The organism is Cognatishimia sp. 1_MG-2023 (assembly GCF_030548175.1).
Taxonomy (GTDB): Bacteria; Pseudomonadota; Alphaproteobacteria; order Rhodobacterales; family Rhodobacteraceae; genus Cognatishimia.
On the sequence record NZ_JAUORX010000004.1, the window covers coordinates 170,695 to 193,294 of the forward strand.

Below are 22,600 nucleotides of genomic sequence, written 5' to 3' on the forward strand. Positions count from 1 at the left end.
CAGATGGTAGATCGCGCCGATATTGTCGACCAAGCCTTTCGCCAAAAAGTGGCGCAAGGTGATCTCCCCAATGGGGCGCCACCAACCGGCCCGCTGACAAACACCGAAGCGCTAGCGATCTTTCGGGCGCAGTGTCTTAGCCGAAATCTGGATCGCCGCTCGCGCAAAATGCAGGCCGCAGGACAGGGGTTTTACACAATCGGCAGTTCAGGGCACGAGGGCATGGCCGCCGTCGCCAGCGCATTGCGGCCAGACGATATGGCCTTTTTGCATTACCGCGACGGTGCCTTTCAAACGCGCCGCTCAATGCAAGTTCCCGGCACAAGTGCTGCATGGGATATGCTGCTGTCCTTCGCCAGCTCAGCCGAAGACCCCATTTCCGGCGGGCGTCACAAGGTGCTCGGCTCCAAAGCTTTAATGATCCCACCACAAACATCGACAATTGCCAGCCATCTACCCAAAGCAGTGGGTGCTGCCTATTCCATAGGTCTCGCAAAACGTCATGCGCCAGAACACCAAGAGCTGAAAGACGACTGCCTTGTCATGTGCTCCTTTGGCGACGCATCGACAAACCATTCAACAGCCCAAGGCGCAATAAACACGGCCTGTTGGACGTCCTATCAATCTGTTCCATTGCCCCTATTGTTCGTCTGCGAGGACAATGGGATTGGAATTTCCACCCGCACACCGCGCGGCTGGATCGGGGCAAACTTCTCCGCCAAACCGGGGTTGAAATACCTGCAGGCCAATGGCCTAGATTTGTATGAAACCTACCGCGTCGCCCAAGAAGCCGCGGACTATGTACGCCACCAAAGAAAACCGGCGTTCCTACACATAAACACGGTGCGCCTCTACGGGCATGCAGGTTCCGATGTGCAGCAATCCTACCTACCCAAAGACGTGTTCGAAGGTTGGGAAGCACAGGACCCCCTGCTGCACAGCGCGAGGTTGCTGATTGAGCAAGGCGTTGCCTCCGCTGACGACATCTTAGCGATCTACTCTGAAACCGAAGCGCAATGCGCACGCGTGGCGGAACAAGTAATTACCCGCCCGCGACTAAAGACAGCAAACGACGTGATGGCCAGTATCATCCCGCCAAAGCGCAGCTGCTTGCCAAAGAATGGCCCATGCGCGCAGGCGCGTGTGGAGGTGTTTGGCTCTGACCTAAAACAAATGAACACACCCCAGCCCATGTCACGCATCCTAAACTGGGCGCTGACTGACCTAATGCTTGAACATGACGAAATCACCCTGATGGGCGAAGACGTTGGTCGCAAAGGAGGCGTGTATGGGGTTACCCAAAAGCTGACGGATCGGTTCGGCCCAGACCGAATGATTGACACCTTGCTGGATGAACAATCCATTTTGGGAATGGCAATTGGGCTGGGCCACAATGGCTTTTTGCCGATGCCAGAAATCCAATTTCTCGCCTATCTGCACAATGCAGAGGATCAGCTACGGGGCGAAGCGGCCACTTTGCCATTTTTCTCAAACGGTCAGTTCACCAACCCAATGGTCCTGCGCATCGCGGGACTAGGGTACCAAAAAGGGTTCGGTGGTCATTTTCACAATGACAACTCACTCGGCGTTCTTCGGGACATTCCAGGCATCATTCTAGCCGTCCCGTCACGTGGTGACGACGCCGCCAAAATGCTGCGTGAATGCGTTCGTCTTGCCCGCGAAGAACAGCGTGTTGTGGTTTTTGTAGAGCCTATCGCACTCTACCCAATGCGTGACCTGCACGAGGAAAAAGACAGTGGCTGGATGACCACTTACCCCACACCAGATGAACGCATTTCGCTTGGCGATGTTGGCTGCGACGGGGACGGGCCGCTTGCCATCGTGACCTATGGCAATGGTCGCTACCTAAGCACGCAGGCTCAGAAAACATTGCAGGCAGAAGGCATCCATATCCGGATCATTGATCTACGTTGGTTGGCCCCACTACCCGTCGAAAGCTTGGTGAACGCCTTAGGGGGTGCAGAAAAAGTGCTGATCGTCGATGAATGCCGCCATTCTGGAAACGTATCAGAGGCGTTGATGGCCCTGCTGCACGAAGAGACCGACCTGCCACATAGCCGGATCACCGCGACGGACAGCTTTATCGCGACAGGTCCGGCCTATGCCGCCACGATGCCATCCGCTGAAAGCATCACAGAAGCGGCCCGAACTCTTTGGATTACCCCATGAAACAAACCGCCGTTGTCATCGCGCCGGGGCGCGGAACCTATAATAAGGCTGACCTTGGTTACCTAGGCAAACACGGCGCGCAAACCGGTCTGATCGCGGAATTTGATGCGTATCGGTCGACGCTAGGTCAGCCCACGCTCACCGAACTCAACCAAGCAGATCGTTTTTCAGCTGCCATTCATACACGCGGCGATAATGCGAGCGCGCTAATCTATGGCTGTGCCTACACGGATTTTCTTTCGATCGACCAAGATCGCTACGAAATTGTCGGAGTGACTGGCAACTCTATGGGCTGGTACATCGCCCTCGCCTGCGCTGGCGCACTTGAGTCGATGAACGGCCTAGAGGTGGTGAATACCATGGGCACTTTGATGCAAGAGCAGTTGATCGGTGGCCAAATCATCTACCCCTATACCGATGCTAATTGGATTGAGAAACCCGGGCAAAAAGCCCAGCTCCTCGACCTTTGCCAATCCATCTCAAGCAAGCCGAACCACTTTTTAACGCTTTCAATCGACCTTGGCGGGTTGCTTGTATTGGCTGGGAATGAAAACGGATTAAGTGCCTTTGAAATCAGCGTACCCAAAGTGCAAGAACGCTTCCCGATGCGCCTGCCAAACCATGCGGGTTTTCATAGCGAATTGCAGGCACCCGTCGCCGCATTAGGGCAAAAAGCGCTGGAACAGTCTCTGTTTCAGCAACCCACACTCCCCTTAATCGATGGGCGCGGGGCGGTTTGGTATCCGCATGAAAACGACCTTGTGGATTTGTATGACTACACCCTTGGGCATCAAGTGACACAACCCTATGACTTTGCCGCAGCCATTCGCATGGCGGCCCAAGAACTCTGCCCAGATGTGTTCATCATCCTTGGTCCCGGCAACACGCTCAGCGGTTCTGTTGCACAATCGTTGATCCGATGCGGGTGGCACGGGTGGACCGATAAATCCAGCTTTCAAACAGCCCAAAAGACCGCACCCAATGTGATTGCGATGGGTGGTTAAACCAAGACATCCATTTGCTGTTGCTTTGTCACACCAAACACCCGCTTATACCGAGCGATTTCTTCGGCTGGGCCCATCGCTTTGTTGGCATTGTCTGATAGCTTAACCGTGGGTCGCCCATCAGCTTTGATCGCCTTACACACCAATGAAAACGGCGCTAATTGATCGTCTGGTACTAGCCCGCGAAAATCATTGGTCAACAGCGTGCCCCACCCGAAAGAGCATTGAACCCGGCCTACAAATTGCTTCTGTAGTTCGATGATCTTTTCAACGTCCAAACCGTCAGAGAAAATTACCAGCTTCTTGCGTGGATCTTCGCCACGCGCTTTCCACCATGCAATCGCGTTTTCCGCCCCCGTAGCTGGGTCACCGGAATCAATACGAATACCCGTCCACCCCGCCAGCCAATCTGGCGCGTTTTCAAGGAAGCCTTGCGAGCCATAGGTATCCGGTAAGATGACACGCAGGTTCCCATCATGCTCTTCATGCCAGTCGGCTAAAACCTGATAAGGTGCCTGCGCCAGCTCAGCATCATCTTTGGCCAATGCGGCATAGACCATCGGCAGTTCGTGGGCGTTGGTGCCAATCGCTTCTAGCTCTCGGTTCTTAGCAATCAGGCAATTGGATGTGCCAACAAACTTGTCGCCCAGCCCTTCTCCCATGGCCTGAACGGCCCAATCTTGCCAAAGAAACGAATGCCGCCGACGTGTTCCAAAATCTGCAATCCGCAGATGGTCGACGTCGCGCAAAACTTCTATCTTTTCCCAAAGCTTGGTCATCGCACGGGCGTAAAGAACCTGCAGCTCAAACCGCTTCATTTGCTTCAGTACGGACCGGCTCCGCAGCTCCATCAACACCGATAAAGCCGAGATTTCCCACAGCATTACTTCAGGCCAACTACCTTCGAACGTTAGCTCGTATTGATCACCCACACGCTCCAGATGGTAATCCGGTAAGCGCATTTTTTCGAACCATTCCATAAAATCTGGCCGGAACATTTGGCGTTTCCCATAAAACGTATTACCGCGCAGCCAAGTGCTTTCACCCCGCGTCAGCGATAGCGATTTCACGTGATCCAGCTGTTCGCGCAATTCGCCTTCGTCAATCAGCGTGGCCAACGGAACTGATGTTGTGCGATTGATCAAAGAAAACGTCACCTGCGTGTCTGGACGGTTCCGAAACACGCTTTGGCACATCAACAATTTATAGAAATCGGTATCAATCAAGGAGCGGACGATTGGGTCAATCTTCCACTTATGGTTCCACACACGTGTCGCAATATCGACCATGATCTCCTCCGATCTGTCGTCAGACTAAGCTTGGCGTTCCAAAGGAAAAATCGCAAGCAGATAGATATTAGATCAATTGAACCCCGGCATCCGACATATCCTGTAAAGCAGCGCCCAACGATCCGTTCAGATCAATTGCGCGGCAAAGGTCTTGGATGACTTTCACTTTGAACCCCAACTTCGCACCATCTACCGCCGAGTAGTTCACGCAAAAATCCAAAGCCAATCCTACGATGGTAATATCAGAAATATCTCGCGATTTCAGGTAGCCCCCCAATCCCGTGGGTGTCGTGTGATCGTTTTCGAAGAACGCTGAATAGCTATCAACATCCGGGTTATACCCCTTGCGTACGATCATATCCGCCGGATCAGTCGACAGCGCAGGGTGAAACGCGGCACCTTGCGTGCCTTGCACGCAGTGATCCGGCCACAGCACCTGTGGGCCATATGGCATTTCGATCACGTCATAAGGTTCTTTGGCCGGATGGCTGCTGGCAAAAGAGGAATGACCCGCAGGATGCCAATCTTGGGTCAGGACAACGCAGTCAAATTCGCCCATGCGCGCGTTTATCCCAGCAATAATCGCGTCCCCATCTGGAACAGCCAACGCACCGCCAGGGCAAAAATCATTCTGAACATCAATAACAATCAAGGCGTTACGCATAAGAGGCTCCTACTTTGACATAATGGGTAGGCCTGCATCAATTTGCCGTCAATGGGCAGGCTTGCCCAAGCATGAAAATAGGCGTATTTGGCCGCCATGTTTACCGTATGCGCTCTCTATCACTTCACCCGTTTTGACAACCCGCCCGCTTTGCGCGAGCCGCTGCTAGAGCTTTGCTTGAAAGAGCAAATCACAGGCACGCTTTTGCTGGCGCACGAGGGGATCAACGGCACGATTGCCGGATCGCGAAATGGCATTAATGCGGTCATCGCGCATATTAAGTCCTTGCCAGGATGTGATAATTTCGAATGGAAAGAAAGCACCGCCAGCGAAAAACCGTTTCCACGGATGAAGGTAAAACTGAAAAAAGAGATCGTGACACTGGGCCAGCCCAACGTGGATCCAACAGCGCATGTTGGCAACTACGTTGATCCACAAGATTGGAACGAATTGATTCAGTCCCCTGACGTGGTCACGATTGATACACGTAACGACTACGAAGTTGGCATCGGCACCTTCAAAGGTGCGATTGATCCAGAGACGGAAACCTTTCGCGACTTCCCAAAATGGTGGGAAGAAAACAAAGATCGGTTCCACAATAAACGCGTCGCGATGTTCTGCACTGGCGGGATTCGTTGTGAAAAATCAACAAATTACCTTCTTAGCCAAGGTGTCGAGGATGTGTATCACCTAAAGGGTGGCATCTTGAAATACCTCGAAGAGGTTCCTCAGGAAGAGAGCACTTGGGAAGGTGAATGCTTTGTTTTTGATGGCCGTGTTTCTGTTGGACATGGGCTGAAAGAAGGGCCGCACCATTTGTGCCACGCGTGTCGGCGGCCGATTTTGCCTGCGGATTTGGAACGCCCAGAATTTGAAAGCGGCGTGAGCTGTCATCAATGTGTTGATGAAACCTCTGAACGCGACAAAGAGCGGTTCCGCGAGCGCCAAAAGCAGATGGTTTTAGCACGCAAACGTGGTGAACAGCACATCGTCGGTTTGGATTGATCCCAACCGCCCCATGATGTTTGATGCCCCAAACCGAGGGGCATCGCAGTGACAGCATTAACCATTTCGAATGAACAAGCCAGACGCCTCTGGCTGACCTCGCATGGCTTGGCCACAGCCCCGACCGGGCCGCTGGATGTCTATGAAATCATTCAAAAACTTGGCTTTGTGCAGCTGGACACAATCCAAGTGGTGTCGCGCGCCCACCACCATATATTATGGAGCCGTAATCAAGCCTATCGTGAACATATGCTTAACCCGCTGTTAGCGGATGAACGACGCATCTTTGAACACTTCACCCACGACGCCAGCGTGATTCCGATGGAGTTTTTGCCAATGTGGCAACGGCAGTTCCGGCGCAAGGAATCCCAGATGGGAAAAGCCAGTTGGTTCGCGGGCATGTCCAACGAAGAGGCACGTGCTGAAATCAAAGAACGCATCCGGAAAGAGGGCGCGCTATCAACGCATGCCTTTGAAACCAAAGCAGAAAATCCAAAGCAGATGTGGTCGCGACCGCCGCATAAGAAGGCGCTGGATTACATGTGGTACGCGGGTGAATTGGCGACGTGTTACCGTAAGGATTTTACAAAATTCTATAATCTAGCAGAACGGGTTTTCCCAGAAACACTAAGAAATCAGACACTTACAGAAGATGCGCAACTAGATTGGCTCTGCCACGCCGCTTTGGATCGGTTAGGATTCGCAACGCAGGGCGAGATTCAACGGTTCTGGGATGCAAGCTCTGCCAAGGAAACCAAGGCTTGGATCACGCAAGCGAATCCCCTGCCGGTCACCATAGAAAATGCCGATGGATCAACGACCGAAGCCTACGCAACACCCGATATTCATGATCGTATTCAATCCCTTACCGAAATAACGCCACGGCTACGTATTCTTAACCCATTTGACCCTGTCACGCGGGATCGACTGCGACTGGAACGCCTGTTTGGCTTTGAATATCGCATCGAAATGTTCGTTCCGGCGGCCAAACGGAAATGGGGCTACTACGTCTACCCTCTGCTCGAAGGGGATCGGTTTGTTGGGCGGATAGAGGTCAAGGCAACCCGCAAGGACGGCACGCTTAACGTATTGAATCTATGGTCAGAATCCGGCGTACGCTGGTCAAAAAATCGCCAGAAAAAACTGGATGCAGAGCTTAATCGACTAGGCCGATTTGTGGATTGCACCAACGTCATGTGGACCTGCACAAAACCCGCATAGATCGCCGCCTTAACACCTCGTAAATGTGGAAATTCGTACGTTTCACGCCCCGAAACGTACGATTCGCAAATCTGCTTTTTCTTGATCAAAATACCTCGGGGGTCTGGGGGCAGCGCCCCCAGCGATACCCACAAAAAAAGCCCCGCCAAAATGGCAGGGCTTTCAAATATCTTAAGCGTCAGAGCTTAGGCTTTCTTTTTGCCTTTGATCGGCGCCCAGATGCGTTTGTTGGTCAGGTACAACAAGATTGTTGTGATCAACAGGATCAGAACCCCGATGAAACCCGCTTGCTGGCGCGCCATCATCTTTGGTTCCGCTGTCCACATCAGGAACGCAGCAATGTCTTCTGCTTCGTGGTGCAGATCGTTGCTGTGACCATCGTCAAAGTCGACATCGCCGCCTTCGAGTGGAGGCGCCATTGAAATCCAGCCACCTGGGAAGGCGGTGTTTTCATACAATGTTGTGCCTGCTTCTTCTTTGGACTTGCCAGTGTAACCGGTCAGCAAGGACACGATATACTCTGGACCACCAATACCTTTGAAGAACTGGTTGATACCCGTGCCCTCTGGGCCGTGGAAACCAGCGCGCGCTTTGGCCATCAAAGACAGGTCAGGCGCGTTATCCAGATTGGACTGCGGGAAGAAATCCGCAGGCTTCGCTGGACGGGTATCGTCCAGCTCGGCGTCAAAGGTTTCGAAGTTGTCAGCTGCGTACTGGCGCACCTGAGCTTCGGTGAAGTGTGGGCCGCCCTCATCCGACAATGTGCGGATAGGAACGTAACGCAGACCGTGACACGCCGAGCAAACCTCGGTGTAGACTTTTAGACCACGTTGCAGCTGGTTCTGGTCGAATTTACCGAACGGACCCTCGAAGGAGAAGTCCACATCTTCGATGTGACCAGCACCACCAGCGGCCATTGCGGCCCCTGCCGAAAGGGACAGGGCGGCAACTGCGGAGATCGCAAGTTTCTTAAGCATAATCCTGTTCCCTCTTATTCGGCTGGTTTGCCGTAGTGATCGTTGAAATCGTCTTCGATGGTTTCCGGCGCTTTGGTAGGTGTTTCGATAACACCCAGAAGCGGCAGGATGACCAGGAAGTACGCGAACCAGTAAGTCGCACCGATCAACGAGATGGTTGAGTATGGAGGCTCTGCTGGCATCGCACCGGCCCACATCAGAACGATGAAGTCGACGATCAGCAGGCGGTACCACCATTTGAACATTGGACGGAAACGACCAGAGCGTACGCTGGATGTATCCAACCAAGGTGTCAGAGCCATAACAGCAATCGCACCAAACATCGCCAGAACACCAAAGAACTTTGCATCGATGATGCCGCCAGTGATCCAGCTTGTGAACATCACAACCCAAACGTCACCAGTGAAGGCACGCAGGATCGCGTAGAACGGTAGGAAGTACCATTCAGGAACGATGTGCGCAGGTGTCACAAGCGGGTTCGCTTCGAGGTAGTTATCTGGGTGACCCAGATAGTTTGGCATGAAGCCAACGATCGCAAAGAAAACAACCAGAACAACGCCCAGCGCGAACAAGTCTTTGATCACGAAGTAAGGCCAGAATGGCAGCGTGTCTTTTTTCGCTTCTTCTTTGGAACCGGTCCGTACATCAACACCCGTTGGGTTGTTGTTGCCAGTGTGGTGGAACGCCCAGATGTGAACGACCACAAGGCCAGCAATGACGAATGGCAGCAAGTAGTGCAGCGAGAAGAAACGGTTCAGTGTCGCGTTATCAACGGCTGGGCCGCCCAACAGGAAGGTTTGCAGGCTTTCACCGATGAACGGGATCGCGCCAAACAGGCCTGTAATAACGGTCGCACCCCAGAAGGACATCTGACCCCAAGGCAAAACGTAGCCCATAAAGCCGGTTGCCATCATCAAGAGGTAGATGATCATGCCCACGATCCATGTGATTTCGCGTGGTGCCTTGTAGGAACCATAGAAAAGACCACGGAAGATGTGGATATAAACCGCAAAGAAGAACAGCGATGCGCCGTTCATGTGCAAGTAGCGGATCATGTGACCGCCATTCACGTCACGCATGATGTGTTCGATCGACGCAAAGGCCAGATCAACATGTGGCGTGTAGTGCATAACCAGAACGATACCGGTGACGATTTGCAGCGCCAGGCAGAATGCCAAAACGATGCCCCAAATCCACCACCAGTTCAGGTTTTTCGGTGTTGGGATCATCAATGTATCATAAAGCAGACCCACGATCGGCAAGCGATGGTGAATCCATTTTTCCGCGCCAGTCTTTGGCTCGTATGTGTCGTGTGGGATACCGGACATATTGGCGTTCCTTATCCAAGCACCAGTTCGCTGCCCTCGAAGCGGGCAACAGGAACTGGAAGGTTTTCAGGAGCCGGGCCCTTACGGATACGGCCGGATGTGTCGTAGTGCGAACCGTGGCATGGGCAGAACCAGCCGCCGAAGTCGCCAGCGCCGTCACCCAAAGGCACGCAGCCTAGGTGCGTACAAACGCCCATCATCACCAGCCATTCACCGTTTTCGTCCATTGCGCGGTTTTCATCCGCAGCATCAACGACACCAGCGTTGGCGTTGCGCGCTTCGTCGTCGATCAGGTCGCCCAGATCAACCGAACGCGCGGCATCAATTTCTTCTTGTGTACGACGACGAATGAAAACTGGTTTACCCAGCCATTTCACTGTCAATTGCGTACCTGGCAAAATGCCAGAGGTATCAACGCGGATAGAGGCCAGAGCCTTAACATCTGCGGAGGGGTTCATCTGATTGACCAGCGGCCAAACAGCGGCGCCTGCGGTCACTGCACCTGCGCCAGCTGTGGCGTAGTAGAGGAAATCCCTCCGGGTGCCTTCGTGATCTTCTGCGTGGGACACGAGGTTTACTCCAATTTCTGGGCCGGACTGGCCTATACCGGTTCGGGCCGCATAAAAACACAGCCTCTCCAGCCCGCTTATTAGCGAAGCGAAAACACTGCGTCCAGCGCACATTACACTTGATCTTGATCAAAGCGTTGATGTGTCGCGCTTGAGACCTATGTTAAGGCGATGTATGCGCCGATTTGGGAAGCATTTGTTAATATCAAGGGGTCCGCCATGCGGAAATTTGGAATTTTGGCGATTGCCGGCGGTGTGATTCTGGCAACGCCTGCACTCGCAGAGGTAGAACTGAGCTTTTATTTAGGCTCTCAGTCTTTGCCACATAGCAATTTTACCGGTGATATCGCCGGAGTGCCATTAGATCGTACGATGAAACTTGAAGGCCGTTCGTTTGAAGCGCCACCTTATTACGGTGCGCGTGCTGTGTACTGGCGCGACAGCGGTTGGGGCTATGGTGTCGAGTTAACTCACGCAAAGGGCTATGCCTCTGATGCGGATCGCGCGGCGCTGAATGTGGATCGTTTCGAATTCAGCGATGGCCACAACATCATTACAGCAAACATTCACCGTCGCTGGGAAGATCAGTGGTGGAACGGTCGTCTGACACCATTTGTGACGGCGGGTGTCGGCGTGGCTGTGCCACATGTTGATATTCTGCCAACCGGCGGCACACATACCTTTGGCTATCAGCTAACAGGTCCTGCTGTGCGTTTGGGTGCAGGCGTATCGATGGATTTGACAGACCGGATTGCGGCGTTTGGTGAATATCAGTTCACCTATTCAGACAACACCGTTGATCTGGACGGCGGCGGCACGATCAAGGCGGCGCTAAAGACCAACGCGCTGAATTTTGGTTTAAGCTACAAGTTCTAAAAAGGAACCCCCGAGTGATCGGGGGTTTTTATTTGCTATGTCGGTGCCAAGGGGCTTTGCCCCTCTTGGCGTGCCGCCAATTCACCCCAGAGTATTTTGGGAAAGATGATGGAGCCGGAGTTATTTCGGATCAACCGGAATGGTCGCCTGCATTGAGTCGCGTTGGCTAAAGTCAGCGAACCATTTGGCCAGGGCATCATTGTCTTTGCGCCAATTGCGCGCGTCGTGGCGGAAATCAAGATAGCCCAGCGCGCAGCCAACAGCGATTTGCCCCATATCCAGCGGGCCGTTTAGGTGGCTCATCCATTTATTGTTCAGTGCAGCGACACCATTGGTCACTTTGGACCATTGGGCATCTGTCCAAGCCGTGCTTTGTTGTTCTTTCGCGCGTAGGCGGCCTTCGTAGGTGATCAGAACCGCTGCATCCAGAATGGCATCGGCGGTTGCTTCTAAGGTTAGAACATCCCACAGGCGTTGATCCGGGTAGAGGCCTGCGTTTGCGCGGGCGTCTAGAAAGCGGCAAATCACTCGACTGTCGTAAAGCGCGGGGGCGTCTGGCCGGATCAGCGCGGGAATTTTGCCCATCGGGTTTGCCGCCTGCACGATCGGATCGACAGCTATCGCGGTTGTTTTGACTGCGACAAGCTCGACATCGTCCAATTGCCCCGTTTCAATAAGTGCCACTTTGACTTTGCGACCAAAGGGCGACGCGCTGGCGGAAATGAGTTTCATGAGCTTCCTTGCATTTCGTGCGTTTAGACAGAGTTTCTGTGCGATTCTGATGTTGCAATGCAGTCCAGAGCTTGGCAAGGTGCGCCCGTTCTCAGGGCGGGGTGAAATTCCCCACCGGCGGTAAATGGGGTAACCCATGAGCCCGCGAGCGGCCCGAAATTCGGGTGTCAGCAGATCTGGTGTGATTCCAGAGCCGACGGTTAAAGTCCGGATGGAAGAGAACGACGGAGAGGTGCCTTTTTAGGGGGCGGCTGTCTGTTCGTTTATCGCCTTGGGTGACGTGTCTGTTGCTATAGGAGATAAAACGATGACACACACCCGATTTGCTTTCATTAAAGCGCAATGGCATGCGGATATTGTTGACCGTGCCTTGGAAGGGTTCTGCGAAGTTATTCCCGCGAACCAAGTGGATGTTTATGACGTGCCGGGCGCGTTTGAGATGCCTTTGCTGGCCAAAGATCTGGCCGGGTCTGGCAAATATGGTGCCGTGGCGTGTGCAGCCTTTGTTGTGGATGGTGGCATTTACCGACATGATTTTGTGGCGCAGGCTGTCGTGGATGGGTTGATGCGGGCCGGTATGGACACGGGGGTTCCTGTGTTGTCGGTGTCTTTGACGCCACACCATTACCAAGAGACCGATCATCACAACGAAATCTACCGCGCGCATTTTGTTGAAAAGGGGCGCGAGGCGGCACGGGCTGCTTTGGGTGTTTTGAAAACACGCGCCACTTTGGTTGAAGCGGCGGCTTGAGAGGACTGAGGCGGGCGATGCCCGCCTTGCCTGCGGCGCAGGTATTTAGATCAAGAAAAAGGTGGGGGCGTCGCCGGATGCCCATACCTTGTATTTTGGCATGATCGCTTGGAATTCTGAGCTAACCAAAAACGCCTCGAGCCAGCGGCTGAGGTTGGGCCAATCTTCCGCATCAAAGCGGGCTTTATCCACATTTGCGAACTGACGGACAAAGGGCAAAATGGCCATATCGGCCAGTGTTGGGGTCTGTTTATAGAGAAATTGCTGCGTGAGCTGCGCGTTGAGATCGTGCAAAAAGGCGTGGGCTTTGGCGCGTTCTTCTTCGGCGTCTTTATCGGGATGGCGCACGGCGTATTTGGTGTGGTCGAGCGCTTGTTTGAACGGACCATCGGCGGTTGCGATTAGGTCGTGCCCTGCATCTGGCATGTCGAGCCAGCCCTGCGGGTCATTCTGGGCCAGTGCCCATTTCATAACGTCCAGCGATTCGTCGATGACTTGGTCATCTGTTTTCAGACAGGGCACTGTGCCGCTTGGGCTGGTTGCGAGAAACTCTGGTGCTTTGTCGCGCAGAAGGATTTCGCGCAGTTCGACTGTAACGCCCGAAGCTGCGACCGCGAGGCGGGCGCGCATGGCGTAGGGGCAACGACGGAAGCTGTAAAGAATTGGGGTCATGCGGTGAGCTGCTGGTCTTGGATGCCAGTGATTTTGGCCGTGACAAGCGCGCCTTCGGTTTGGGGTTGGGCAAAGGTGACTTCGGTGAATTGTTCAGTGCGGCCCATATGCGGGTTTTCCATCAGGATATGATGGGATTTGCCGATTTGCGCCTGTAGGTGCGCGGCGACTTGGGCGTCCCCTGCAGCGCGCAGTTGCGCGGCGCGGGCTTTAATGATGGTGCCATTCACTTGGTTAGGGATTTTCGCGGCTGGGGTGCCTTCGCGTTTGGAATAGGGGAAGACGTGCAGCCACGTGAGGTCGCAGTCTTTGACCAGCTTTAGCGAGTTTTCGAAATGCGCGTCGGTTTCGGTGGGGAAGCCTGCGATGATGTCGGCGCCAAAGGTCATATCCGGGCGCAGGCGCTTTGCCTCTTCGGTGAAGCGGATCGCGTCGTCGCGCAGGTGACGGCGGGCCATGCGTTTTAGGATCAGGTCATCACCATGTTGAAGCGAGAGATGCAGGTGGGGCATCAAGCGCGGCTCTGTGGCGATGGCTTGCATAAGGTTTTCATCGACTTCGATGGAATCGATGGACGAGATGCGCAGGCGGTTGAGGTCGGGTACCAGTTTCAGGATGCGCATGACCAGATCGCCGAGCTTTGGTGTGGCTGGCAGGTCTGCGCCCCAAGATGTGAGATCAACGCCGGTTAGGACGACTTCGTTAAAGCCTTTGTCCACGAGGCGTTTGATCTGGTCGACTACAACGCCCGCGGGAACCGAACGGGAATTGCCGCGACCATAAGGGATGATGCAAAAGGTGCAGCGGTGATCGCAGCCGTTTTGTACCTGCACATAAGCACGGCTGCGGGTGCCGAAACCGTCAATCAAATGACCTGCGGTTTCGGTGACGGACATGATATCGTCAACCTGCACCTTTTCGGTTTCACCGATAAAGTCGCCTGCTAGGTCTTTGGACATGGCTTGCCACGTGTCTGCCTGCATCTTTTCGGTGTTTCCGATGACGCGATCGACCTCTGCCATTTTGGCGAAGGTTTCAGGCTCTGTCTGGGCGGCGCAGCCGGTGACGATGATTGTGCTGTCCGGGTTTTCGCGGCGCAGCTTGCGAATTTCTTGGCGGGCCTTTCGCACGGCCTCTGCTGTGACGGCGCAGGTGTTCACGACCACAGCGTTGGATAGCCCAGCCTGTTGGCTAAGGTCTTTCATCGCTTCGGTTTCGTAGGCATTTAGCCGACAGCCGAGTGTGGTGAACTTTGGTGCGTTGCTCACTGTGCGGCTTCCAGAAAATCGAGGGTGAATTCACCGGAAAACACATGCATCGTTTTGCCGGTCATCCAGACACCATCGTCGGCCCAATTGATATGTAGCGTACCGCCATCCAGATCAATCTGTACCTGGCGGCCTGTTAGGCCACGGCGGGCCGCAGCAACGGCTGTGGCACAAGAAGAAGAGCCAGAGGCCAGCGTTGGGCCGACGCCCCGCTCCCACACACGCATACGCAAATGGTTTTCGCCGATCACGCTGGCGAATTGCACATTGGTGCGTTCAGGGTAAAGCGGATCATGTTCGAATCGCGCACCTAGGGTTTCCAGATCAACCGCCTCGGCATCATCAACGAAGAAGGTGCAATGCGGGTTGCCCATGCCGGTTGCAGTCGGCTTACCCTCAAGCGGTAATTCCAAAGTATCCATTTCACGCGCCAACGGGATTTCATCCCAGTTGAGCTGCGGGTGGCCCATATTTACAGAAACAAGGCCATTTCCGGCCTCGCGTGCATAAAGCGTGCCGCGCTCTGTTGTGAGCGTGAGTTCGGTTTTGCCAGATTCGTCCAACAATTTGCGTGAGATACAGCGAGTCGCGTTGCCACAAGCCCCCGAAGTGGAGCCATCGCTGTTGTAAAACACCAAATGCGCGTCGTGTTCGCCTGATTCGATGACAGCAAGCTGATCAAAGCCAACGCCGCACTGCCGATGGGCAATTGCGGTCACCAGGGCTGGCGTTAGCCCATCAGGACGGTCGCGGGCATCAATGACGACGAAATCATTGCCTAAACCGTGCATTTTCTCGAATTTAATCGTTTGTCGTGTGTCTGTCATGAAGCCGCATATAACCTTGGTTTCAGGGTATTTCTAGCCATGTCCATTTTTTGTGTATTTTTGGGTTGACCCCCCCCGCTGTTATTCTTAGAAGCCCCACACGCACAGCGATGTGGGCCGTTAGCTCAGTTGGTAGAGCAACTGACTTTTAATCAGTAGGTCGATGGTTCGAACCCATCACGGCTCACCACTGTGTTTCCAAAGGCTTAGGCAGAAATGCCTGAGCCTTTTGTGTTTTCAAGGGGTTTGGTTGAGCGGCCCTCTTCTTAGAACGAGTCGCTACCAATTCAATGATCGCCCTACGCGCTGCCCAAAAGATCACGGGCGATCTGGTTAAAGAGTGCGCCGCCGATTGGAATCAGGTCATCGGGGAAATCGTAATCTGGGTTGTGAAGGGCCGCGTGGTTTTCGCCGGGGCCCATGCAGAGCATCGCGGCTTTTGCATCCCAGCCGAACACGCCGAAATCCTCGGATGCGCGCATGGGCAAGCCGTCTTCTCCGTTTGCGATTGAAAGCGCGTTCATCGCGTCCCGTGCGACTTGGGTTGCTTCGGGATCATTGATAGAGGCCGCAAAATCGTCAACGACGGCAAAGCTGACCTTTAGGTCGTATTTTTCTGCAACGGATTTGGCCAATGCACGGGCGTCGTTGGCAATGCTTTCTTTTGCAGGATCGTTGGCGGTGCGGAGCGTGGCGAAAACGGTGGCGTCGCCCGGCGCGATCCCAAAGGAGGGTTCGCCAATTTGCACATGGGTGATGGTGACCAGCCGAAAGGCATCACTTATAGGTCCGCCTGTGCTGAGATCATCAAGCTGGGGGATCAGTTCAGCGACGGCTCGCGCGGGTGAAATGCCGTCTTCTGGATCAGCGGCGTGGGCAGTTTTGCCGGTGAGTTTGATTTCCAACCCTTGGCTGGCGCAGTTGATCAGGCCGGGGCGAGTAGAGACGAATCCCAAGGGGCGGCCCGGTTCGTTGTGAATGGCAAAGGCCCAGTCGGCGCGAATCTCGGCGTAGCGGGGGTCTGCAACGACGGCACAGGCGCCGCTACCGTCTTCTTCGGCGGGCTGGAACATAAGGACCACGCGACCGTGGGCGACTGGGGTGCGTGACAGTTGACGACCCAAGGCCAGCAGCATGGTCATATGGCCATCGTGCCCGCACATGTGGCCCTTACCCGTTATCGTGGATTTCCACGGGATGTCCGTGATTTCGTGGATCGGGAGCGCGTCGAGTTCTGCGCGGAACAGAACGGTTGGCCCCTCTGTCCCGGAATCGAAAATTACCGCGACGCCGTGACCGCCGAGGTCTGTCATGATTTTGGTGGGCGCGAGTGGTTCGAGTGCGGCGACAATCAGCTTTGCGGTTTCAACTTCTTCGCCTGAAACTTCGGGGACTGTGTGCAATTTCCTGCGGAACTCGGTCAATTCAATCAGGTCAGAATTGGTCAGCATTTAGGGATCCTTTGACGGCGATTATTGCACCTGCGCGACGGACGCGCGTTCAACAACTGTTGCTTTAAGTTTCTGCGACACACCTTTGCGCTTCTTTTCAATCATATCAACAATTTCGCACGCAGCATTTCTGCCCATTTCACGATGCGGCACACGCACGGTTGTCAGCGCGGGGCTGACCACTTGTGCCAGTTCCAAATCGTCATAGCCCGTAATTGAGATGTCCTCTGGTACATTGAGACCCAACTCAGCCGCGCCGCGCAGGGCACCGACCGCCAAAACATCGTTTCCGCACATGACAATGCTGGGCCGGGGGTGTCGCGACATTAGGGTGACAAAGGCCGATGCGCCGTCATTCACGTTGTAAGGGACTTCGATGGGATCAAGGGTGTCTGGGTCTAGGCCACGAGCAAGCATTGCGTCTTTGACGCCCTCGATGCGCAGGCGGGCGCGGTCGTTCTGCTGACTGATGCCAGAGATCATAGCGATGCTTGTGTGGCCCTTGGCTATTACCGTTTCGGCCAAGGCACGCATTGCGGTGCGGTTATCAAAACCGATTGAGGGCGTCTGTGCAGTTTCATCATAGGACCACGCCACAAGGGTGGGCACACGCTGGCGTTCTAGGTAATCATAGATTGCGGGATCGCGGTCGTGACCGATCAACAGCAAGGCATCCGCGCCACGTGCGACGAGGGTTTTGATCTGTTCTTTTTCCGCTTCGGCCTTGTAGCCAGAGCTGGAGATCAAAAGCGTATAGCCGTGTTGGTAAAGCTCTTCTTGAAAGGCCTGAATGCCGCGCGCGAAGATCGCGTTTTCCATGGTGGGAATAATTGCGCCAATCGTAAACGTGCGTTTGGCGGCCATGGATCGTGCGGCGAAGTTTGGCGTGTAGCCCAACTTATCAATCGCTGCCTCTACCCGATCACGCGTTTTCTGCGACACTTTTTTCGGATCGTTGATACAGCGCGACACGGTTGCCGTCGAAACACGCGCCGCTAGGGCGACGTCATCCAATGTGGGTGCAGTTTCGGTTTCAGGCATTCTTGCTCCGCTAAAATGAGTGTTGGCAATGTTAAGCCTTTATATGATTTTCAACCACAATTTGTAAGCGCTTGCATTATTAATGTAAGCGCTTACATTAATCGGGAGAATCGGTCACTCCGGGAGCCTCGGCCATGCAACTTGCGGACTATCCATCTGTGCTTGTCGACAATGCGACGCACAGAAATTCGGATGGTTCTGAACATGCTGCATGCCTGAGAGAGGTGGGTGACATTTGGTTCCGCTCGCCGCGACGATCTTTTTCGACGCGGCGACCTTATTGCCTAAAGCTGTCGCGATTTCACCGGCAGCAGGCCGAGCGTTCGGGGGTGGGCGTTCGGCCTTTTTTCTAACTTACCTGTCGCGTTGCTGTCACTTTGCCCGCGATCCCTACGTAAAGGCCCAAGACATGACACTTGAATACCTGAAAAAAGCGACCCTAACCGCAAAGTCAGATGCATCTGAAGTTCATGAAACGGTCAAATCTATCCTTGCCGATATTAAATCCGGTGGTGATGCGAAGGCGATGGAATATGCGGCTAAGTTTGATCGGTACGAGGGCAATGTCCTGCTTACGCAGGAGGAGATTGACGCGGCCATTGCCTCTATTCCAGAGAAGTTGAAAGCCGATATTCGCTTTGCCCACGATAACGTGCGGCGCTTTGCCGAAGCGCAAAAAGCGACCCTAACTAACGTGGAAATGGAGATTGAGCCGGGTTTTGTTGCGGGTCAAAAGGCGATCCCGGTGGATGCGGCGGGCTGTTACGTGCCCGGTGGGCGGTACAGCCATATCGCCAGTGCGATCATGACGGTAACAACGGCAAAGGTGGCTGGATGTCGACATATCACGGCCTGTTCCCCGCCGCGGCCGGGTGTTGGTGTTGCGCCGGCGATCATCTATGCGGCGCATATTTGTGGGGCGGATAAAATCCTAGCGATGGGTGGTGTTCAGGGTGTGGCAGCAATGACCTATGGTCTGTTTGATTTGCCAAAGGCGAATATCCTTGTGGGTCCGGGCAATCAGTTTGTTGCCGAAGCCAAGCGCATTCTGTTTGGCCAAGTGGGCATCGACATGATTGCTGGTCCAACGGACAGTCTGGTGCTGGCGGATAAAGACGCCGACCCGTTTATTATCGCAACGGATTTGGTCTCGCAGGCAGAGCACGGGTATAATTCGCCGGTTTGGCTGGTGACAGATGATCGGGCGGTTGCTGAAAAAGTGATGGAGCTGGTCCCCGGTTTGATAGACGATTTGCCGGAGCTGAACCGCGACAATGCCTTTGCGGCGTGGCGTGATTATGCCGAGGTGATCCTATGTGCGGATCGCGAGGAAATGGCGGCCTGTTCAGACGCCTACGCGCCAGAGCACCTGACCGTGCAGGCCGCAGATTTGGATTGGTGGTTGGACCGGTTGACCTGCTATGGATCGCTGTTCTTGGGCGAGGAAACTACCGTGTCCTATGGGGATAAAGCGACCGGGACCAACCACGTTCTGCCCACATCAGGTGCAGCAAGTTACACTGGTGGCTTGAGTGTTCATAAGTACATGAAGATCGTAACCTGGCAGCGCACAACTCGCGATGCGTCAAAGCGTGTGGCGGAGGCAACGGCGCGGATTTCACGGCTGGAAGGGATGGAAGGCCATGCGCGTGCGGCGGATGTACGACTGGCGAAATACTTCCCGGATGAGAGTTTTGATCTAACGGCTAAGGGGTAGTCACGATGGCTGATCCGCGTTCCCTATTTGACCTCAGTGGCAAGGTGGCTTGTGTCACGGGTGCCAGCTCTGGTCTTGGGCAGCGGGCGGCTGTGGCTTTGGCGGCGGCGGGTGCGCGTGTTGTGGGCGTGGCACGCCGGGCGGATAAGCTGGACGCTTTGCGTGCGGATCTGGGTGACCGGTTGGCCCCTGTGGCTGCGGACATCACGGATCATGCTGGAATGGCATCGTTGGTGGATCAGATAAACGCCCCCTTTGGCGCGCCTGACATCGTGGTGCATGCGGCGGGTTTAAACACACGGCAGGCGGCTGATGATGTCACCGCAGAGGGGTGGGATCAAACGCTGGCGACAAACCTGTCCGCGCCCTTTTTTCTGTCGCAAGCCTTGGTGCCTGCGATGAAGGAAAAGGGATGGGGCCGCATCGTGAATTTTGCATCGCTCCAAACGACCCGCGCCTTTCCCGGTGGGATCGCCTATGGCGCAACAAAAGCCGGCGTGGGCCAATTGACCCGTGCCATGGCCGAAGCATGGTCGCCGCATGGCATCACCGCCAACGCGATTGGACCGGGCTTTTTCCCGACAGAACTAACCGCCGCTGTATTTGACGACTCGGATCGCGCGGCGCGCAATGCGGCGCAGACTTGCATTGGACGGAATGGCCGGATGGAGGACATGGACGGGCCGTTGTTGTTCCTGTGTTCTGATGCCTCTGCTTATGTCACCGGCCAAGTGCTGATGGTTGACGGAGGGTTCACAGCGAAATGAAGGCGCTTGTGTATGACGGTATAGAAACCCTTGGCTATCGGGACATGCCCGATCCAACTCCGCGCGATGGCGAGCATTTGATCAAGGTCGAAGCCGTGGGGATTTGTGGGTCTGACATGCATGCCTATTTGGGTCATGACGACCGGCGCCCTGCCCCGCTGATCCTTGGGCATGAAGCCGCGGGAACTGTCGTGGGTGGCGCGCTGGAGGGCTTGCGGGTCACGGTGAACCCCTTGGTGACATGTGGGGCATGTCTTGCCTGTACGACGGGGCGTGAGAACCTGTGTGCGGAGCGTCAGATCATCTCTATGCCGCCGCGCGAGGGCGCATTTGCGCAGTTTATCACGATGCCAGACCGCAATTTGGTGGAGGTCCCGGCAGAGGTGCCTTTTGCCAAAGCAGCTCTTGCAGAGCCGCTGGCCGTTAGCTGGCATGCGGTGCGGTTGGCGCTAGAGGCAGTGCATCCAGCGATGGAGAAACGCGCGCTTGTCATCGGTGGCGGGGCGATTGGGTTGGCGGCGGCCTTGGCCTTGCGCGCAAATGGGATCGAAGACGTCACCCTTGTTGAACCCAACGAGATGCGCCGCGCCTTTTTGATAGAGCGTTGCGGCGAAAACGCGGTCAACGCGGCGGCTGGGCAGTTTCCGATTGTGATTGATGCGGTGGGGTATGCTGCGACGCGCGCAACGGCGTCATCCCTAGCGCAGCCAGGTGGCGTGATTGCGCATGTTGGTTTGGGCGAAGACACGGGCGGGTTGGATATTCGGCGGATGACCCTACAGGAAATCACCTTTGTCGGGACCTATACCTACACCGCGCAAGACTTTCGCGACACAGCGCAGGCCTTGTTTGACGGCCGCCTTGGCGCGCTAGATTGGACAGAGCATTGCCCGTTGTCAGACGGTGCCGCAGCCTTTCAGATGCTTCGTTCTGGGCAAAAAGCAGCACCCAAGATCGTGTTGTACCCTTGGGAGTGAGTTGCTCTGCCGCCGCGATGCTAATGTTAGAAAAGGTTGAACTGCCATGACACTTATCGTTTGCAAATGCGGTAGCGGTCCACTCAAACTACCTGAACTCTTGGTAGGTCCTCCGCGGGTACGCCATCGAATTATGAAAGCCATAAAAGCCCAATGCCCTTAAACGCGATCCAAAATGCAGACGATGCCCGCCGCCTTGCGAAGCGGCGTTTGCCGTGGATGGTGTTTAGCTACATTGATGGCGCGGCCGGAACGGAAACAGGGGCGGCGCGCAATCGTGCCGCACTTGATGCGATGACCCTACGCCCCCGTATCTTAAGAGATGTCAGCGAGCGGTCCCTATCCAAAGAGATATTTGGCAAGGTAGCACAGCGGCCGTTTGGCATTGCGCCGATGGGCATGTGCAATCTGTCTACGCCGGGTGCCGATTTGATGCTGGCGCGCCTTGCTGCGCGGTATGACATTCCGCATGGGGTTTCGACCGTTGGCTCCACTCCTTTGGAAAAAATCATCGAAGTCGCCGAGGGGAATGCGTGGTTTCAACTGTATTTCAGTGGGGATGGCAGCGGGGCCTTTAAGCTGGTCGAACGGGCGAAAGCGGCGGGATATGAGACCCTGATTTTGACTGTTGATGTGCCGGTGGTGGGGCGGCGCCCCCGCGAATTGCGGCATGGGTTTAAGATGCCGTTCAAGATTGGCCCCACACAATGCATCGACTTTGCGCTGCACCCGCGTTGGTCGCTGCGAACCTTGGTGGCAGGCAAGCCGCAGATGGCGAATTTCGAAATGCCGGGATACGACTTTGATCGCAGCGCGAGCCGTGCGCGGGCAACTTGGGACACGTTGAAGCAATTGCGCGAGGCCTGGCCGGGTAAGTTGGTGATCAAAGGTGTGCTGGATGTCGAAGATGCGCTGCAGCTCAAGGAGGCTGGCGTTGATGCGATCCAAGTGTCGAGCCACGGTGCGCGGCAATTGGATAGCGCTCCCGCGCCCTTTGCCATTTTGCCAGACATGCGCGCCGCCCTTGGCCCAGACTTTCCGCTATTCTTTGACAGCGGATTGCGGTCTGGCGAAGACGCCCTAAAGGCACTGAGCGCTGGGGCTGATTTCGTGTTCTTTGGCCGGACGTTGCAATTTGCGATGGCAGCGGCTGGTGAAAAAGGACTGCATCAGATGTGGGACGTGCTCAGTGACGAGATGAGCAACGCAATGGCGCAGATGGGTCTTTCCGATTTGCATGGGCTGGCTGCCGCTAGTGGGCAATCGTGAAGACT

Annotated in this window: 21 protein-coding genes, 1 tRNA gene and 1 riboswitch; of the genes, 11 read left to right on the plus strand and 11 right to left on the minus strand. The window is 55.0% G+C overall.

Annotation, left to right across the window (positions count from 1 at the left end):
* Window positions 1–3: 3 nt before the first annotated feature.
* Together Q4544_RS08535 and Q4544_RS08540 are read left to right on the plus strand one after the other, a co-directional pair.
* Window positions 4–2,190, plus strand: coding sequence for a dehydrogenase E1 component subunit alpha/beta (locus Q4544_RS08535; RefSeq protein ID WP_303505339.1), 2,187 nt, complete (start codon window positions 4–6; stop codon window positions 2,188–2,190).
* On the plus strand, window positions 2,187–3,194 hold the full coding sequence (locus Q4544_RS08540; RefSeq protein WP_303505341.1) for an ACP S-malonyltransferase: 1,008 nt from the start codon (window positions 2,187–2,189) through the stop codon (window positions 3,192–3,194). The genes Q4544_RS08535 and Q4544_RS08540 overlap by 4 nt, the downstream gene beginning before the upstream one ends.
* On the opposite strand, the gene pncB is transcribed toward Q4544_RS08540, so the two are convergent.
* Window positions 3,191–4,483: a nicotinate phosphoribosyltransferase gene (gene pncB, locus Q4544_RS08545; RefSeq protein WP_303505342.1), complete on the minus strand. Its 1,293-nt coding sequence runs from the start codon at window positions 4,481–4,483 to the stop codon at window positions 3,191–3,193. The two genes, Q4544_RS08540 and pncB, sit on opposite strands and share 4 nt — an antisense overlap.
* 67 nt (window positions 4,484–4,550) lie before the next feature.
* On the minus strand, window positions 4,551–5,147 hold the full coding sequence (gene pncA / locus Q4544_RS08550) for a bifunctional nicotinamidase/pyrazinamidase (RefSeq protein WP_303505344.1): 597 nt from the start codon (window positions 5,145–5,147) through the stop codon (window positions 4,551–4,553).
* A 96-nt stretch (window positions 5,148–5,243) separates the two neighbouring features.
* On the opposite strand from pncA, the gene Q4544_RS08555 reads away from it, so the two are divergent.
* Both Q4544_RS08555 and Q4544_RS08560 read left to right on the plus strand, forming a co-directional pair.
* Window positions 5,244–6,152 (plus strand): rhodanese-related sulfurtransferase, encoded by a 909-nt coding sequence (locus tag Q4544_RS08555; RefSeq protein WP_303505346.1) that lies wholly within the window; start codon window positions 5,244–5,246, stop codon window positions 6,150–6,152.
* A 48-nt stretch (window positions 6,153–6,200) separates the two neighbouring features.
* A complete protein-coding gene (locus Q4544_RS08560) occupies window positions 6,201–7,373 on the plus strand; it encodes a winged helix-turn-helix domain-containing protein (RefSeq protein ID WP_303505348.1) in 1,173 nt (390 codons plus the stop codon).
* 185 nt (window positions 7,374–7,558) lie between these two features.
* Here Q4544_RS08560 and Q4544_RS08565 read toward each other — a convergent pair whose 3' ends face one another.
* The 3 genes from Q4544_RS08565 to petA are packed head-to-tail and all read right to left on the minus strand — an operon-like array spanning window position 7,559 to window position 10,247.
* Window positions 7,559–8,350, minus strand: a complete 792-nt coding sequence (locus Q4544_RS08565; protein WP_303505350.1) for a cytochrome c1 — start codon at window positions 8,348–8,350, stop codon at window positions 7,559–7,561.
* A 14-nt stretch (window positions 8,351–8,364) separates the two neighbouring features.
* The gene (gene petB / locus Q4544_RS08570; protein WP_303505352.1) at window positions 8,365–9,678 is read right to left on the minus strand and encodes a cytochrome b; all 1,314 of its coding nucleotides are present in this window, start codon (window positions 9,676–9,678) and stop codon (window positions 8,365–8,367) included.
* A gap of 11 nt (window positions 9,679–9,689) precedes the next feature.
* A complete protein-coding gene (gene petA / locus Q4544_RS08575) occupies window positions 9,690–10,247 on the minus strand; it encodes a ubiquinol-cytochrome c reductase iron-sulfur subunit (protein WP_303505354.1) in 558 nt (185 codons plus the stop codon).
* A gap of 219 nt (window positions 10,248–10,466) precedes the next feature.
* On the opposite strand from petA, the gene Q4544_RS08580 reads away from it, so the two are divergent.
* Window positions 10,467–11,123, plus strand: a complete 657-nt coding sequence (locus Q4544_RS08580) for an outer membrane protein (protein ID WP_303505356.1) — start codon at window positions 10,467–10,469, stop codon at window positions 11,121–11,123.
* 120 nt (window positions 11,124–11,243) lie between these two features.
* On the opposite strand, the gene Q4544_RS08585 is transcribed toward Q4544_RS08580, so the two are convergent.
* Complete coding sequence (locus Q4544_RS08585) at window positions 11,244–11,855, minus strand: glutathione S-transferase (protein ID WP_303505357.1); 612 nt, start codon at window positions 11,853–11,855, stop codon at window positions 11,244–11,246.
* Between the two features lie 83 nt (window positions 11,856–11,938).
* A riboswitch (FMN riboswitch) is annotated at window positions 11,939–12,082 on the plus strand.
* A gap of 80 nt (window positions 12,083–12,162) precedes the next feature.
* Between Q4544_RS08585 and Q4544_RS08590 the strand changes: the two genes are divergently transcribed.
* Window positions 12,163–12,606: a 6,7-dimethyl-8-ribityllumazine synthase gene (locus tag Q4544_RS08590; protein ID WP_303505358.1), complete on the plus strand. Its 444-nt coding sequence runs from the start codon at window positions 12,163–12,165 to the stop codon at window positions 12,604–12,606.
* Between the two features lie 45 nt (window positions 12,607–12,651).
* Here the strand turns inward: Q4544_RS08590 and Q4544_RS08595 are convergent, their stop codons facing one another.
* Genes Q4544_RS08595 through dapF form a run of 3 tightly spaced genes read right to left on the minus strand, consistent with a single transcriptional unit; the run spans window position 12,652 to window position 15,373 of the window.
* Complete coding sequence (locus tag Q4544_RS08595; RefSeq protein WP_303505360.1) at window positions 12,652–13,278, minus strand: glutathione S-transferase; 627 nt, start codon at window positions 13,276–13,278, stop codon at window positions 12,652–12,654.
* Entirely contained in the window at window positions 13,275–14,546 is a 1,272-nt protein-coding gene (gene mtaB / locus Q4544_RS08600) for a tRNA (N(6)-L-threonylcarbamoyladenosine(37)-C(2))-methylthiotransferase MtaB (RefSeq protein ID WP_303505362.1), read from the minus strand. The genes Q4544_RS08595 and mtaB overlap by 4 nt, the downstream gene beginning before the upstream one ends.
* On the minus strand, window positions 14,543–15,373 hold the full coding sequence (dapF, locus tag Q4544_RS08605; protein ID WP_303505364.1) for a diaminopimelate epimerase: 831 nt from the start codon (window positions 15,371–15,373) through the stop codon (window positions 14,543–14,545). The genes mtaB and dapF overlap by 4 nt, the downstream gene beginning before the upstream one ends.
* A gap of 114 nt (window positions 15,374–15,487) precedes the next feature.
* Here dapF and Q4544_RS08610 point away from each other — a divergent pair.
* Window positions 15,488–15,563: transfer RNA gene (locus Q4544_RS08610), tRNA-Lys, on the plus strand.
* Between the two features lie 109 nt (window positions 15,564–15,672).
* Here Q4544_RS08610 and Q4544_RS08615 read toward each other — a convergent pair.
* Both Q4544_RS08615 and Q4544_RS08620 read right to left on the minus strand, forming a co-directional pair.
* A complete protein-coding gene (locus tag Q4544_RS08615) occupies window positions 15,673–16,824 on the minus strand; it encodes an amidohydrolase (RefSeq protein ID WP_303505366.1) in 1,152 nt (383 codons plus the stop codon).
* 21 nt (window positions 16,825–16,845) lie between these two features.
* The gene (locus tag Q4544_RS08620) at window positions 16,846–17,865 is read right to left on the minus strand and encodes a LacI family DNA-binding transcriptional regulator (RefSeq protein WP_303505367.1); all 1,020 of its coding nucleotides are present in this window, start codon (window positions 17,863–17,865) and stop codon (window positions 16,846–16,848) included.
* A gap of 409 nt (window positions 17,866–18,274) precedes the next feature.
* Between Q4544_RS08620 and hisD the strand changes: the two genes are divergently transcribed.
* The 4 genes from hisD to Q4544_RS08640 all read left to right on the plus strand — a co-directional run bounded on the left by hisD (window position 18,275) and on the right by Q4544_RS08640 (window position 22,595).
* Window positions 18,275–19,582 carry a histidinol dehydrogenase gene (gene hisD, locus Q4544_RS08625; protein ID WP_303505368.1) on the plus strand — a complete coding sequence of 436 codons (1,308 nt, stop codon included), beginning with the start codon at window positions 18,275–18,277 and terminating at the stop codon, window positions 19,580–19,582.
* Window positions 19,583–19,587: 5 nt separating this feature from the next.
* Window positions 19,588–20,349, plus strand: coding sequence for an SDR family NAD(P)-dependent oxidoreductase (locus Q4544_RS08630; protein ID WP_303505369.1), 762 nt, complete (start codon window positions 19,588–19,590; stop codon window positions 20,347–20,349).
* Complete coding sequence (locus Q4544_RS08635) at window positions 20,346–21,326, plus strand: zinc-binding dehydrogenase (RefSeq protein ID WP_303505370.1); 981 nt, start codon at window positions 20,346–20,348, stop codon at window positions 21,324–21,326. Before Q4544_RS08630 ends, Q4544_RS08635 begins: the two co-directional genes overlap by 4 nt.
* A gap of 153 nt (window positions 21,327–21,479) precedes the next feature.
* A complete protein-coding gene (locus Q4544_RS08640) occupies window positions 21,480–22,595 on the plus strand; it encodes an alpha-hydroxy acid oxidase (RefSeq protein WP_303505371.1) in 1,116 nt (371 codons plus the stop codon).
* The last annotated feature ends 5 nt before the right edge of the window (window positions 22,596–22,600 follow it).

What these genes read in the sequence shown, in the direction of transcription:
- Q4544_RS08565 (WP_303505350.1), bottom strand. Translation starts at nt 8,350, where the DNA reads ATGCTTAAGAAACTTGCGATCTCCGCAGTTGCCGCCCTGTCCCTTTCG.
- Q4544_RS08540 (WP_303505341.1), top strand. Translation starts at nt 2,187, where the DNA reads ATGAAACAAACCGCCGTTGTCATCGCGCCGGGGCGCGGAACCTATAAT.
- Q4544_RS08620 (WP_303505367.1), bottom strand. Translation starts at nt 17,865, where the DNA reads ATGCCTGAAACCGAAACTGCACCCACATTGGATGACGTCGCCCTAGCG.
- Q4544_RS08535 (WP_303505339.1), top strand. Translation starts at nt 4, where the DNA reads ATGGTAGATCGCGCCGATATTGTCGACCAAGCCTTTCGCCAAAAAGTG.
- Q4544_RS08595 (WP_303505360.1), bottom strand. Translation starts at nt 13,278, where the DNA reads ATGACCCCAATTCTTTACAGCTTCCGTCGTTGCCCCTACGCCATGCGC.
- Q4544_RS08585 (WP_303505357.1), bottom strand. Translation starts at nt 11,855, where the DNA reads ATGAAACTCATTTCCGCCAGCGCGTCGCCCTTTGGTCGCAAAGTCAAA.
- petB (WP_303505352.1), bottom strand. Translation starts at nt 9,678, where the DNA reads ATGTCCGGTATCCCACACGACACATACGAGCCAAAGACTGGCGCGGAA.
- dapF (WP_303505364.1), bottom strand. Translation starts at nt 15,373, where the DNA reads ATGACAGACACACGACAAACGATTAAATTCGAGAAAATGCACGGTTTA.
- pncA (WP_303505344.1), bottom strand. Translation starts at nt 5,147, where the DNA reads ATGCGTAACGCCTTGATTGTTATTGATGTTCAGAATGATTTTTGCCCT.
- Q4544_RS08590 (WP_303505358.1), top strand. Translation starts at nt 12,163, where the DNA reads ATGACACACACCCGATTTGCTTTCATTAAAGCGCAATGGCATGCGGAT.
- pncB (WP_303505342.1), bottom strand. Translation starts at nt 4,483, where the DNA reads ATGGTCGATATTGCGACACGTGTGTGGAACCATAAGTGGAAGATTGAC.
- Q4544_RS08615 (WP_303505366.1), bottom strand. Translation starts at nt 16,824, where the DNA reads ATGCTGACCAATTCTGACCTGATTGAATTGACCGAGTTCCGCAGGAAA.
- Q4544_RS08555 (WP_303505346.1), top strand. Translation starts at nt 5,244, where the DNA reads ATGTTTACCGTATGCGCTCTCTATCACTTCACCCGTTTTGACAACCCG.
- Q4544_RS08635 (WP_303505370.1), top strand. Translation starts at nt 20,346, where the DNA reads ATGAAGGCGCTTGTGTATGACGGTATAGAAACCCTTGGCTATCGGGAC.
- hisD (WP_303505368.1), top strand. Translation starts at nt 18,275, where the DNA reads ATGACACTTGAATACCTGAAAAAAGCGACCCTAACCGCAAAGTCAGAT.
- Q4544_RS08580 (WP_303505356.1), top strand. Translation starts at nt 10,467, where the DNA reads ATGCGGAAATTTGGAATTTTGGCGATTGCCGGCGGTGTGATTCTGGCA.
- Q4544_RS08640 (WP_303505371.1), top strand. Translation starts at nt 21,480, where the DNA reads ATGCCCTTAAACGCGATCCAAAATGCAGACGATGCCCGCCGCCTTGCG.
- Q4544_RS08630 (WP_303505369.1), top strand. Translation starts at nt 19,588, where the DNA reads ATGGCTGATCCGCGTTCCCTATTTGACCTCAGTGGCAAGGTGGCTTGT.